At 67.4% G+C, this 13,062-nt stretch carries 14 protein-coding genes; 13 read left to right on the forward strand and 1 reads right to left on the reverse strand.

Going from position 1 to position 13,062, the window contains the following annotated elements:
• Window positions 1-31 precede the first annotated feature (31 nt).
• Window positions 32-835 (reverse strand): SDR family oxidoreductase, encoded by an 804-nt coding sequence (locus F3K02_RS10265; RefSeq protein WP_177135522.1) that lies wholly within the window; start codon window positions 833-835, stop codon window positions 32-34.
• 192 nt (window positions 836-1,027) lie between these two features.
• Between F3K02_RS10265 and F3K02_RS10270 the strand changes: the two genes are divergently transcribed.
• The 13 genes from F3K02_RS10270 (at window position 1,028) to F3K02_RS10335 (ending at window position 13,033) form a co-directional block, all read left to right on the forward strand.
• Window positions 1,028-2,059, forward strand: coding sequence for an AraC family transcriptional regulator (locus F3K02_RS10270; RefSeq protein ID WP_177135523.1), 1,032 nt, complete (start codon window positions 1,028-1,030; stop codon window positions 2,057-2,059).
• A gap of 37 nt (window positions 2,060-2,096) precedes the next feature.
• Entirely contained in the window at window positions 2,097-3,920 is a 1,824-nt protein-coding gene (locus tag F3K02_RS10275; RefSeq protein WP_177135524.1) for an acyl-CoA dehydrogenase, read from the forward strand.
• 24 nt (window positions 3,921-3,944) lie between these two features.
• Window positions 3,945-4,736 carry an SDR family oxidoreductase gene (locus F3K02_RS10280; protein WP_177135525.1) on the forward strand — a complete coding sequence of 264 codons (792 nt, stop codon included), beginning with the start codon at window positions 3,945-3,947 and terminating at the stop codon, window positions 4,734-4,736.
• A complete protein-coding gene (locus tag F3K02_RS10285; RefSeq protein ID WP_177135526.1) occupies window positions 4,737-5,162 on the forward strand; it encodes a PaaI family thioesterase in 426 nt (141 codons plus the stop codon).
• Window positions 5,162-5,959 (forward strand): SDR family NAD(P)-dependent oxidoreductase, encoded by a 798-nt coding sequence (locus F3K02_RS10290; RefSeq protein ID WP_177135527.1) that lies wholly within the window; start codon window positions 5,162-5,164, stop codon window positions 5,957-5,959. Before F3K02_RS10285 ends, F3K02_RS10290 begins: the two co-directional genes overlap by 1 nt.
• Before the next feature lie 23 nt (window positions 5,960-5,982).
• The gene (locus tag F3K02_RS10295; RefSeq protein ID WP_177135528.1) at window positions 5,983-6,996 is read left to right on the forward strand and encodes an NADP-dependent oxidoreductase; all 1,014 of its coding nucleotides are present in this window, start codon (window positions 5,983-5,985) and stop codon (window positions 6,994-6,996) included.
• Between the two features lie 112 nt (window positions 6,997-7,108).
• The gene (locus F3K02_RS10300; RefSeq protein WP_177135529.1) at window positions 7,109-8,749 is read left to right on the forward strand and encodes an isovaleryl-CoA dehydrogenase; all 1,641 of its coding nucleotides are present in this window, start codon (window positions 7,109-7,111) and stop codon (window positions 8,747-8,749) included.
• Window positions 8,750-8,764: 15 nt separating this feature from the next.
• Window positions 8,765-9,700: a glutathione S-transferase family protein gene (locus F3K02_RS10305; protein WP_177135530.1), complete on the forward strand. Its 936-nt coding sequence runs from the start codon at window positions 8,765-8,767 to the stop codon at window positions 9,698-9,700.
• On the forward strand, window positions 9,697-10,260 hold the full coding sequence (locus tag F3K02_RS10315; RefSeq protein ID WP_246309359.1) for a GNAT family N-acetyltransferase: 564 nt from the start codon (window positions 9,697-9,699) through the stop codon (window positions 10,258-10,260). The genes F3K02_RS10305 and F3K02_RS10315 overlap by 4 nt, the downstream gene beginning before the upstream one ends.
• A gap of 28 nt (window positions 10,261-10,288) precedes the next feature.
• On the forward strand, window positions 10,289-11,194 hold the full coding sequence (locus F3K02_RS10320; RefSeq protein WP_177135531.1) for an SDR family oxidoreductase: 906 nt from the start codon (window positions 10,289-10,291) through the stop codon (window positions 11,192-11,194).
• 17 nt (window positions 11,195-11,211) lie between these two features.
• The gene (locus F3K02_RS10325) at window positions 11,212-11,769 is read left to right on the forward strand and encodes a methylated-DNA--[protein]-cysteine S-methyltransferase (protein WP_177135532.1); all 558 of its coding nucleotides are present in this window, start codon (window positions 11,212-11,214) and stop codon (window positions 11,767-11,769) included.
• A complete protein-coding gene (locus F3K02_RS10330) occupies window positions 11,766-12,668 on the forward strand; it encodes a helix-turn-helix domain-containing protein (RefSeq protein WP_343067059.1) in 903 nt (300 codons plus the stop codon). Before F3K02_RS10325 ends, F3K02_RS10330 begins: the two co-directional genes overlap by 4 nt.
• Window positions 12,665-13,033 (forward strand): VOC family protein, encoded by a 369-nt coding sequence (locus F3K02_RS10335; protein WP_177135533.1) that lies wholly within the window; start codon window positions 12,665-12,667, stop codon window positions 13,031-13,033. The genes F3K02_RS10330 and F3K02_RS10335 overlap by 4 nt, the downstream gene beginning before the upstream one ends.
• Window positions 13,034-13,062: the final 29 nt, after the last annotated feature.

The following is a 13,062-nucleotide window of genomic DNA, read 5'->3' on the forward strand; positions in this document are numbered from 1 at the left end:
TGTCTCCTTGTGGTGTGGGGGAAAGCGGGGTTCAGTCCATCAGCTTGGGGATGGCCGGTTCGTGCGATTCCGGGCCCATCGCCGAATAACCGCCGTCGACGGCGTAGTCGGCGCCGGTGACGAAGCTGGCGTGGTCCGAGCACAGGAACAGCACCACCTGGGCCACTTCGTCGGGGTCGCCGACGCGCTTCAACAGGTGGAAGGGGGCGGCCACGCGGTCGGTCTTGGCGCGGTCGCCGTGGGTCAGCTGGTTCATGATGGCCGACCAGGTCCAGCCGGGCGACACGCTGTTGACCCGGATGTGATCGGGTGCCAGGTCCATGGCCATGTTGCGCGTCAGCTGCACCAGCGCGGCCTTGCTGACCGGGTAGAGCCAGCGGCCGGTTTGCGCCACGCCGGAGGAGATGCTGGTGAAGTTGACCACCGCGCCGCGTCCGGCCCGCTGCATGTGCGGGTGCACCGCCTTGAGCATCATCACCGCGCTGACCACATTCACGTCCAGGGCTTTGTGCCAGTCGGCGCGGCCCGACCGCAGCCCGTCGTCCACGTACGAGCAGGCCAGGTTGACGAGGAAGTCGACTCCGCCGAAGCGCGCGGCGGTCTCGTCCGCGCAGGCACCCACCTGGGCGTCGTCGGTGATGTCGGTGGCGCGGAACCACACGCCTTCACCGCAGCCATCGGCCACGGCCTGGCCGCCAGCGCCGTCGATGTCGGCGAGCGTGACGCGAACACCCTGGGCGTGCAGGGCCCGCACCACGGCGGCGCCGATGAGGGTGGCGCCGCCGGTGACGATGGCGGCTTTGCCGGACAGACCGAGAAAAGTGGCTTTGGACATGGGGTCTCCTGGTTTTGAATCACGCCGCGTATGGCGGTTGGGGCCAATGTAGAAACCGACAGGCTCTGGCGGCATCCCGTTTGCGCAGCCACTGTCCCAAAAACGAGAAATTCGCGGGCATGCCCTGTCATGGCGCATCGACGCGGGAAAGTCCCGTAGCAGACCGGCGCGTGTTTTGCTAGCTTGTGCGCCATGTTGTCGCCCTACCGTTACCCGCTGGCCAGCCACGCGCTGTTTCACACGCGGGATGTGGACGAGGCGCGCGAGTCGGTGGCTCGCGTGTTTTGCCCGCATGTGCTTCAACCCTGTGGACCCATCGTGGTGCTCGATGCGCGCCACCACAGCGCGCCGGTGTTTCACGACGTCAGCCTCAACTACGTGCAGTACGGTCCGGCGGTCGACATCGAACCGGGGCAGCTCGGCAGCTTCTACTTGCTGCAACTGCCCTTGCGTGGCAGTGCCGAGGTGAGTTGCGGCGGGCAACACGTCACGGCCGGGCAGGGCATGGCCTCCCTGCCGTCCCCCAGCGAATACCTGAAGATGCGCTGGGCCGACGACAGCCCGCACCTGATCCTGCGCATTTCGCAAGGCGCCGTGGTGCGGCAGGTGGAGCAGCTGGCGCAAACGGCCGTGCACCGGCCGCTTGTGTTCGGGCTGGGCCTGGCGATGGACACGCCGGCGCTGGCGCCACTGGCCGGTTTTGTGCGCTACCTGGCGGACACCCTGGAGGGGGACGGCGGGTTCGCCGGTTCCGCCCTGGCTCAGCAGGCCGAGGCCTACCTGCTCAACGTCTTGCTGCTGCAGGCGCCCCACAACTACAGCGAAGCCTTGTCCGGGGACGCTCGCCGACCGCTGCTGCCCCGCGCCGTGCGACGGGCGCAGGACTTCATGCAGGCCAACGTGAAACGGCCATTGACGCTCGCCGACCTGTGTGGTCATTTGCACGTGAACGCGCGCAGCCTGCAGCAGGCCTTCGTCGCCCACACCGGCGAGTCGCCCATGGTGTATTGGCGCAACCTGCGCCTGGACAAGGTGCGTGAGGTGCTGCGCCGGGCCGCCAGTCAGGCGCCGGCCGGCGTGGCGGTGACGCAGGTGGCCGCCGAGCACGGTTTCCTGCACATGGGCCACTTCGCGGCGCAGTACCAGCGCCGCTTCGGCGAGCTCCCCGTGGAAACCCTGAAAACGCCGCGCGCTGTCATGCAGGGGTCAAGTCTGCGCGCCTGAGCGCATTACAGTTGGCGCTCCCTGGTTGAGGAGTTCCATGAGTCTGCGTCCCACCCTTGATTTTTTGCTCCACCAGTGGCTCGGTGTGGAGTCGCTGCGGTTGCGCGAACGTTTTGCCGACCACAGCCGCGAAACCTTCGACGCCGTGCTCGACACCTGCGAGCGCATCGCACGCGAGAAGTACGCGCCCTTCAACCGCCTGGTGGATACGCAGGAGCCGCATTTCGACGGCGAGCGCGTGATCCTGCCGCAGGCCACGCACGACGCGCAAAAGGCCTATGCCGGGAGCGGCATGTTGAGCGCCGCGCAGGACTACGAAGTGGGCGGCATGCAGCTGCCCTACACGGTAGAGGCTTCGGCCAACGCCTTCTTCGCCATGGCCTCGGTGAGCATCGGCAGCGGCATGCTCACCACGGGCAACGCCAACCTGCTGATGAAACACGGCACCGAAGCGCAGCAGCGCGTGTTCGCGCTCAACGAGTTCAGCGGCCGCTTCTCCGGCACCATGTGCCTGAGCGAACCGCAGGCCGGTTCGTCACTCAGCGACGTGATGACGCGGGCGCTGCCGGACGGCGATGGTTTTGAGAACGACCCGCTCGGCCCACGCTACCGCCTGCGCGGCAACAAGATGTGGATCTCGGCCGGTGAACACGAGCTGACCGAGAACATCATCCACCTGGTGCTGGCCAAGATTCCCGACGAACACGGCAAGCTGGTCCCGGGTGTCAAAGGCATCTCGCTCTTCATCGTGCCCAAGAAGCTGGTGGACACCGAAGGCCAGCTGACCGGTGAACGCAACGACGTGGCGCTGGCCGGCCTGAACCACAAATGTGGCTGGCGCGGAACGACCAACACGTTGCTGAATTTTGGCGAAGGCAAGTACCCGGTGCGCGGTGAAGCCGGCGCGGTGGGCTACCTGGTCGGCCAGCCCGGCCGGGGCCTGCAGTGCATGTTCCACATGATGAACGAGGCCCGCATCGGTGTCGGCATGGCGGCCACCATGCTCGGCATGGCGGGCTACCACGCGTCGCTGGACTACGCGAAGAACCGGCCACAAGGCCGGCCTGTTTCAACGGGCGGAAAGGATGCCGCTGCACCGCAGGTGCGCATCATCGAACACGCCGACGTGAAGCGCATGTTGCTGGCGCAGAAGAGCTACTGCGAAGGCGCGCTGGCGCTGGAACTCTATTGCGCCCGCCTGGTGGACGAACAGCACACCGGCGACGCGCAAGCGGCCGACGACGCGCGCCTGCTGCTGGAGGTGCTCACACCCATCGCCAAGAGCTGGCCCAGCGAGTGGTGCCTCGAAGCCAACTCGCTGGCGATCCAGGTGCACGGCGGCTACGGCTACACGCGTGATTTCCCGGTGGAGCAGTACTGGCGCGACAACCGCCTCAACATGATCCACGAGGGCACACACGGCATTCAGGGCATGGACCTGCTGGGTCGCAAGGTGCTGATGGAAAACGGCAAGGGCCTGCAGCTGCTGGCCGGCCGCATCAACGCCACCATCGAACGCGGAATCCAGGTTCCCGAACTCGCGGCGCACGCCAACGCGCTGGGTCAGGCACTGGCGCAGGTGGGCGCGGCGACGAAAGCCGCCTGGGCCACCGGCAGCCCAGGCGACGCCCTGGCCAACGCCGTGCCCTACCTGCAGGCCTTTGGTCACACCGTGCTGGCCTGGATCTGGCTCGACGTGGCGCTCGCGGCGCAGGCCTCGGCTGAATCGCCTGCGCGCACCGGGCGCCTGGGTGCCATGCGTTATTTTTTCCACTACGAACTGCCGAAAATCGGCGCCTGGCTGCAGGTGGTGAGCGCGCGCGACCAGACCTGCGCCAGCCTGCCCGAAGCCGCTTTCTGATCAACCATCCACAGGAGACACCCCATGACCCGAAACATCCAGCAACTCTTCGATCTCAAAGGCAAGACGGCGCTCGTCACCGGCGGCTCGCGCGGCCTGGGCCTGCAGATGGCCCACGCGCTCGGCGAGGCCGGTGCCCGCGTGGTGATCAGCTCGCGCAAGGCCACCGACCTCGAAGAGGCCACGGCCGAACTGCAGGCCGCCGGCATCGACGCGCGCTGGATCGCCGCCGACTGCTCGCTCGAAGAAGACATCCGCCGCCTCACCAGCGAAACCCTGCAGCGTGTCGGCGAGGTGGACATCCTGATCAACAACGCCGGCGCCGCCTGGGGCGCACCAGCCGAAGACCACCCGCTCGAAGCCTGGGACAAGGTGATGAACCTCAACGTGCGCAGCTACTTCCTGCTGAGCCAGCTGATCGCCAAGGCGAGCATGATTCCGCGCCGCGCGGGCAGCATCATCAACACCGCCAGCATCGCCGGCCTGGGCGGCAACCCCTCGGGCATGAAGACGATTGCTTACAACACCTCCAAGGGCGCGGTGATCAACTTCACCCGTGCGCTCGCCGCCGAGTGGGGCGAACATGGCATCCGCGTCAACGCCATCTGCCCGGGCTTCTTCCCGAGCAAGATGACGCAGGGCACCTTGAAGGCCATGGGCGAAGAGAAGCTGGCCTCGCACGCGCCCTTGCGCCGCCTGGGCGACGACGAAGACCTCAAGGGCCTGACCGTGCTCTACGCGTCGGACGCCGGCAAACACATCACGGGCCAGTGGCTGGCGGTGGATGGTGGCGTATCGGTCATCACAGGAGGTTGAGTGGAGTTCTCGGTTCACATTCCTTTTGTCGAACTGCTCGGCTTCGAACTGCAGAAGTTCGAAGGCGGCGAGGCGGAGATCGCTTTCGCGCCCAGGCCCGAGCATGAAAACTCCTTCAACGTGGTGCACGGCGGCGCCAGCATGACCCTGCTCGACGTGGTGATGGCGCACGCGGCGCGCTCGGTGGAGCCGGCCATGGGCTGCGTCACCATCGAGATGAAGACCAGCTTCATGCGCGCGGCCAAGGGGTCGCTGCTGGCCAAAGGCAAGCTGCTGCACCGCACCGCCACCATGGCCTTCACCGAAGGCAGCATCTTCGACGCCGAGGGCAAGCTCTGCGCCCACGCCACCGGCACCTTCAAGTTCGTGCCGCGCCTGCCGGTGGGCAAGTCCACCAACGCATTGAACACCCTGAAGACCGACTGATGACCTCCTTGCACCCTCCTGTCGCCTTCGTCACCGGGGCCGCCCGCGGCATCGGCCTGGCCATCGCCCGCTGGTTCTTCCACCAGGGCTACCGCGTCGCCGTGATCGACAACGACGCGCCGACACTGACCGCCACCGAAGCCACGCTGCGCCAGGAACTGGGTGAGCGCGCGGACCACCTGCTGGTGATCCACGGCGACGTGTCCGACCCGGCGCAGGTGGCCGCCGCCGTGCAGCGCATCGAATCGGATTTCGGGCGGCTCGACGCGCTGGTCAACAACGCGGGCGTCGCCACCTTCAAGCCGATCGGTGACACCAGCTTTGACGAATGGCGCTGGGTCATGGCGACCAACCTCGATGGACCCTTCCTGTGCGTGCAGGCCTGCGCACCGCTGATGTTGAAGAACGGCGGTGGTGCGGTGGTCAACATCGCGTCCATCTCGGGTCTGCGCGCCAGCACGCTGCGCGTGGCCTACGGCACCTCCAAGGCCGCGCTGATCCACCTCACCCGCCAGCAGGCCGTGGAGTACGGCAACGCCGGCATCCGCGTCAACGCCATCGCGCCCGGCCCGGTCGAGACCGAGATGGCGAAGAAGGTGCACACACCCGCCATCCGCGCCGACTACCACGACACCATCCCGCTCGCGCGCTATGGGCAAATGGAAGAGATCGCCAACGCGGTCGGCTTCCTGTGCAGCCCGGAAGCGAGCTACATCAACGGCCAGGTGCTGGCGGTCGACGGCGGCTTCGATGCCGCCGGCGTCGGCCTGCCCACGCTGCGCCGCCCTCTTGCCTGAACAACACCCCGGAGACATTTCCCATGCCCAGCAACCAACAGATCCTGCTCGACAACCGCCCGCAAGGCGAAGCCACCGTCGGCAACTTCAAGCTCGTGACCACCGAGACGCCCGCCCTGGCCGACGGCCAGGTGCTCGTGAAACACCACTACCTGAGCCTGGACCCTTACATGCGTGGCCGCATGAACGACAGCAAGAGCTACGCGGCGTCACAGCCGCTGGGCGAGGTCATGATCGGCGGCACCGTGGGCGAAGTGGTGGAGTCGAAGCACCCCAAGTTCAAGACCGGCGACCAGGTCGTCGGCATGGGTGGTTGGCAGCAATACAGCGTGGTCGATGCGAACCAGCCGGGCGCGCTGCGCAAGGTGGACACCACGCACGTGCCGCTGTCCTACTACCTCGGCGCGGTCGGCATGCCGGGCGTGACCGCCTGGTACGGGCTGGTCAAGATCATCAACCCCAAGGCCGGTGACACGGTGGTCATCAGCGCCGCCACGGGCGCGGTCGGCAGTGCCTACGGCGCGCTGGCCAAGGCGCGCGGTTGCCGCGCAGTGGGCATCGCCGGCGGACCCGACAAATGCAAGTACGCGGTCGAAGAGCTGGGCTTTGACGCCTGCATCGACTACAAGCAGCACAAGGACATGTACTCGCTGGCGAAGGCGCTCAAGGAAGCCTGTCCGAACGGCATTGATGGGTACTTTGAAAACGTGGGCGGCATGATTCTCGACGCCGTGCTGCTGCGCATGAACGCCTTCGGCCGCATTGCGGTCTGCGGGATGATCGCCGGCTACGACGGCGCGCCGCTGCCGTTGACCAACCCGGCGCTGATCCTGGTGAACCGCCTCAAGATCGAAGGCTTCATCGTCAGCGAACACATGGAAGTCTGGCCCGAAGCATTGACCGAGTTGGGCACGCTGGTCGCCACCGGCAAGCTGCGCCCGCGCGAGACGATTGCGCAGGGTCTCGAGAACGCGCCCGAGGCTTTCCTGGGTCTGCTCAAGGGCAAGAACTTTGGCAAGCAGCTTGTGAAGCTGTAACACCCCCGCCGCGCTGCGCGCGACCCCCTCAAGGGGGCGCCGCTGGCGGCCCGGCAAAGCCGGTTCCGCGGCGGCCTGGGTTGAGTACACCGCTTCTTTTTGAGGAGTTTTCATGAGTGCTACCCATGAAGTGTTCAATCAGGTGGAACCGCTGGTTGACTACAACCTGTTTGCTGGAAATCAGGCGCTCGGTGCGGCATTGAAGTTCAACGCGCCCGCGCTGGACACAGCCCACCTGCATGCGTTGGGCTCTGCGCTGGGCAGTGCCGAGATGCAGACCCACGCGCGGCTGGCCAACGTGTTCACGCCGCAGCTCAAAAGTCACGACCGTTTCGGTCACCGCATCGACCAGGTGGAGTTCCATCCGAGCTACCACGCGCTGATGACGGCGGCCACCGCCGCTGGGTTGCACGGCACACCTTGGGGCAGCCCTCACCCCAGCCCACACCTATCGAGGGCCGCTGGCTTCATGCTCTTCACCGAGCTGGAACCTTCCATGCTCTGCCCGATCTCCATGAGCTACGCGGTCACGCCCGCGCTGCGCGACAACCCCGCCATCTACACCGACTGGGCACCGCAGCTCACCAGCCGCGGCTACGACCCGGCGCTCAAGCTCTGGAAAGACAAGGCCGGCGTGACCATGGGCATGGGCATGACCGAGAAACAGGGCGGCTCGGACGTGCGCGCCAACACGACGCAGGCGGTGCCGACCGGCAGCGATCACTGGGGCCAGCGCTTCAGCGTGACCGGCCACAAGTGGTTCTTCTCGGCCCCCATGTGCGACGCCTTCCTGATCCTCGCGCAGACACCCAGCGGTTTGAGTTGCCTGTTTCTGCCGCGCGTGCTGCCCGATGGAACGCTGAATCAGCTCTTCATCCAGCGCCTGAAGGACAAGCTGGGCAACAAGGCCAACGCGAGCTCGGAAGTGGAGTTCGCGGGCGCCACCGCGTGGCTGGTGGGCGAAGAGGGCCGCGGCGTGCCGCAGATCCTGGCCATGGGCACGATGACGCGGCTCGATTGCGCGCTGGGCACCAGCGGCCTGATGCGCCAGGCGCTGTCCCTTGCGCTGAACCACACGGGTCAGCGCAGCGCCTTTGGCAAGAAGCTGATCGACCAGCCGCTGATGAAGAACGTGCTGGCCGATCTGGCGCTGGAGTCCGAGGCGTCCACGGCGCTGGCGCTGCGGCTGGCGCGCAGCTTCGACCGCCCGGAGGATGAACACGAGCGCGCGATGCAGCGCCTGCTCACGCCCGTGGCCAAGTTCTGGATCTGCAAGCGCGGCAGCCATTTCGCTGAAGAAGCCATGGAATGCCTCGGCGGCAACGGTTACGTGGAAGAGGGTGGCGAGGGCATCATGGCGCGCATCTACCGCGAGATGCCGGTCAACAGCATCTGGGAAGGCGCGGGCAACATCATGGCGCTGGACTTGCTACGCGCCCTGCGCAAGGCCGATGCCGCCGCCGCGCTGGCGCAAGAGCTGGCTCCCGCCAGAGGCATGCATGCGGCGCTGGACCACCTGGCCGAAAGTCTGCCGACCCGCGTCGAGCAGATGGCCACCGAGATGGAAGCGCGCCGACTGGCGCAGGACGTGGCGTTGGCCGTGCAGGCGGCGCTGCTGGCACAGACCGCGCCGGGCGCCGTGTTCGGTGCCTTCTGCGATTCACGCCTGGCCGGTCACTGGGGCCACAGCTTCGGATCATTGGGCGCGGGCGTCGACTTCGATGCCATCATTCAAAGAGCCCAACCGCGCTGAATTCTGGAGAGACCGATGGCCGACCTGATCCTGCACCACTACCCCATGTCGCCCTTCTCGGAGAAGGTGCGGCTGATCCTGGGCCACAAGCAGCTGGCCTGGAAAAGCGTGCTGATTCCCAGCGTGATGCCCAAGCCCGATGTGGTGGCGCTGACCGGCGGTTACCGGCGCACGCCGTTTCTGCAGATCGGTGCCGACATCTATTGCGACACCGCGCTGATCTGCGACGTGCTCGAACACCGCCAGCCCGCTCCCACGCTTTACCCCGAACACAACAAAGGCATCGCCCGCGTGCTGGCCCAGTGGGCCGACAGCACGCTGTTCTGGGCCGCCATGGCCTACACCCTCAGCCCCAAGGGCGCCGCGGCCCTGTTTGCCAACCAGCCGCCCGAGGTGGGTCAGGCCTTCGCTGCCGACCGTTCGGCCATGCGTGCGGGCATGACCAGCTTGCGCGCGGGCGACGCCACGGCCGCCTACCGCAGCTACCTGCGCCGCCTGGCCAACATGTTGCACGAACAGCCCTTCCTGCTGGGCGCGGCCCCTTGCGTGGCCGACTTTGCGGCCTACCACCCGCTGTGGTTCACGCGCGTGATCAACCCGAGCCTGGCCGGCATCCTGGACGCCACGCCCGACGTGCTGGCCTGGATGGACCGCATGGCCGCCTTCGGTCACGGCCACCTGGCCAAGCTCTCGTCCACCGAAGCCATCGCCATCGCGGCGGCGGCCGAACCGGCCCCGTTGCACGACGAAGCGTTCCAGGACGAGCACGGCATCCCGCTGGGCAGCCGCGTCACGGTGGCGGCCGAGAGCTTTGGCCAGGAACCCACCGAGGGCATCCTGCGCGCGGCCTCGCGCACGCACTACACGCTGGAACGCAGCGACGAGCGCGCCGGCCGGCTGCATGTGCATTTCCCGCGCATCGGCTTTGTGCTCCGGGAGGTGCGCGCTTGAGCCGGTCCGCTTCGATCCCGGTGACGTGGCGCTGCCTGCCGTTTGACGCACTGCTGCCGCGCACGCTGTACGCGCTGCTCCAGCTGCGCAGCGCGGTGTTCGTGGTCGAGCAGGCCTGCGCGTTCCAGGACCTGGACGGCGCCGATGCCGACTGCATGCATCTGCTGGGCGAGACTTTTGCCCCCACACTCCCCGCTGCGCGCGGTTCGTTGCCCCCCGAAGGGGCGCATTTCGCCTTGGGGCGGCCCGGCGGCGAAACCAGCGGCCCGGATGGTCAACCACAACTGCTCGCGTACACGCGGCTCGTCCCGGCCGGCCTCAAGTACGCCGAGGCGAGCATCGGCCGCGTGGTCACCGCACCCATCACCCGCGGCACCGGCATGGGACACGCGCTGATGGCCGAGTCCATCCGCATGCTGCACAGCCTCTGGGGCGTGCAGCCCATCCGCATCGGTGCACAGGCGCACCTGGAACGTTTCTACAACGCGCACGGCTTTGTGTCCGACGACAAGCCCTACATCGAAGACGGCATTCCCCATCTGGAAATGATCCGTCGCTGAAACCCCCAAACATCCAGGAGACAAAACCATGATTTCAGATTTCAAAGGCAAGACGGCGGTATTGACGGGCGCTGGCTCGGGCTTCGGGCTCGAATGCGCGCGCATCGGCGCCCAGCTCGGCATGAACCTCGTGCTGGTGGACGTGCAGCAGGATGCGCTGGACCAGGCCGCCGCGGAAATGACGGCGGCGGGTGCGCCCGTGCTCGCCAAGCGCGTGGACGTGTCCAGCGCCGAACAGATGGAGGCGCTGGCCGCCGACGTGGTGCAGCGTTTCGGCGCGCCGCACTTCGTGTTCAACAACGCGGGCGTGGGCTCGGGCGGCCTGGTCTGGGAAAACTCGGTGAAAGACTGGGAGTGGGTGCTGGGCGTGAACCTCTGGGGCGTGATCCATGGCGTGCGCCTGTTCACCCCGCTGATGCTGGCCGCTGCGAAAGCCGACCCAGCGTTCCAGGGCCACATCGTCAACACCGCGAGCATGGCCGGCCTGCTCACGCCGCCCAACATGGGCATCTACAACGTGAGCAAACACGCGGTGGTGAGCCTCACCGAGACGCTGTACCAGGACCTCAAGCTGGTGAGCGACCAGATCAGCGCCAGCGTGTTGTGCCCGTACTTCGTGCCCACCGGCATCAGCCAGAGCCACCGCAACAAACCCGCCGGACTGGTCGATGAAAAAGCCACGCAGAGCCAGCTGATCGGGCAGGCCATGAGCGACAAGGCCGTGAGCTCGGGCAAGGTCACGGCGGCCGAGGTGGGGCAGAAGGTGTTCGACGCCATCGCTGCCGACCAGTTCTACATCTTCAGCCACCCCAAGGCGCTGGGCAACGTGCGCGCGCGCATGGAAGGCATCGTCAACCAGACCAACCCGGCCGACCCTTTCCTCGAACGACCCGAGATCGGTGTGGGTTTGCGCGCCGCGCTGCGCGCCGTGTGAGACAGACCGGGACGGCCATGGGTGACGGCGGCCACACCCTGTTCGACACCGCCATCGGTGTCTGCGGCATCGCCTGGGGGCAGGGAGGCGTGGTCGCGGTGCAGTTGCCCGAGGCCGACGCGGCCCGAACCCGCGCGCGGTTATTGGTAGGCTTGCCGCCGCTGCCCGAACTGAGCCCGCCGCCGGCGACCGTGCAGGCCGCCATCGAAGGCATCCAGGCGTTGTTGATGGGCGAGGCGAGGGACCTGCGCGAGGTTCCGCTCGACATGACACGCCTCACCCCGTTCCAGCGCGAGGTCTATGCGATGGCCCGCGCGATACCCCCCGGCCAGACCCGCACCTACGGCGAGATGGCCCAGGCCCTGGGCGATGCCGGCCTGGCGCGCGCCGTGGGGCAGGCCCTGGGCCACAACCCGTTTGCCCCGGTCGTGCCCTGCCACCGCGTGCTGGCGGCGGGCGCCCGCTCGGGCGGCTTCTCGGCCCGCGGCGGCGTGGCGACCAAGCTGCGCATGCTGCAGATCGAAGGCGCGCAGATCGGCGGCGAGCCCGGCCTGTTCGACGGAGACGGTGCGTGATCACCGCCACCGAGCGGCTGTCGGGCGCCATCCGCGTGGTGGACTACCGCTGCAGCGCTGGCCCGGCCGAGCAACCCTTCACCGAGCTGCACACCGACCACTCGGTCTCCTACGTGCGCAAAGGGAGCTTCGGCTACCGGGTGCGTGGCGCGTCGTACGAGCTGGTGGCCGGCTCGGTGCTGGTGGGCCACCCGGGCGACGAGTTCATGTGCACACACGACCACCACGTCTGCGGCGACGAATGCCTGGCCTTTCACCTCTCGCCCGGCTTCGTCGATCTGGTCGGCGGCGACCAGGCCACCTGGCGCACCGGTGGTCTGCCGCCGCTGCCAGAACTCATGGTGCTGGGTGAGCTCGCGCAGGCGGTCGCCAGCGGCCGCAGCGATGCCGGTCTGGACGAAGTGGGCCTGTGGTTCGCGTCGCGCTTCGTGGACGTCGTGGCGGGCCGCACCCGCTCGCCGCAGCCAACCACCGGGCGCGACCGGCGCCGCGCCGTGGAAGCCGCGATGTGGATCGCCGCCCATTCGCACGAGGACATCGACCTGGACCGGGCGGCCGGCGAAGTGGCCTTGAGCCCGTTTCATTTCCTGCGGCTGTTCTCGCGCGTGCTCGGCGTCACACCGCACCAGTACCTGGTGCGTTCGCGGCTGCGCCACGCGGCGCAGCTGCTGGCCGACGGCGACAGCCCTGTGACCGACGTGGCCCTGGAGGTGGGTTTTGCCGATCTCAGCAACTTCGTGCGCAGCTTCCACCGCGCGGCCGGCGTGTCGCCGCGCGGCTTTCGCCAGGCCGCCCGAACCGGCCTGAAGAAGGACCGCAAGATTCTCCAAGACCGCGTGGCCGCCCTGATCGACGATGACCGCCTGATCCACCCATTGAACAGGAAGTCATCACCATGATTGACCACATCGGACTGAACGTCCAAGACCTCGCCGCGAGCATCCGCTTCTACGAAGCCGCGCTCGCCCCACTCGGCCACGAGCTGGGTTCCCACGACGACACCTGCGCCGGCCTGGGCCCGAAAGGCGCGCCCGCGCTGTGGCTCTACGCGGCCCGGGGCGCCCAGGGCGTGCAGGGCCCGGGCACACACATCGCATTCCGCGCCCCCGACCACCAGGCGGTGGACGCCTTCTACCAGGCGGGCCTGAAGGCAGGCGCCAAGGACAACGGCGGCCCCGGTCCACGCCCCGACTACAGCCCGACCTATTACGCTGCCTTCCTGATCGATCCCGACGGCAACAACGTCGAAGCCGTCTGTCCCTGAACAGAGTGGCGATTGAAGCCAGACCTTTT

Origin of the sequence: Hydrogenophaga aromaticivorans (assembly GCF_013387465.1) — a bacterium.
GTDB classification, from domain to species: domain Bacteria; phylum Pseudomonadota; class Gammaproteobacteria; order Burkholderiales; family Burkholderiaceae_C; genus Hydrogenophaga; species Hydrogenophaga aromaticivorans.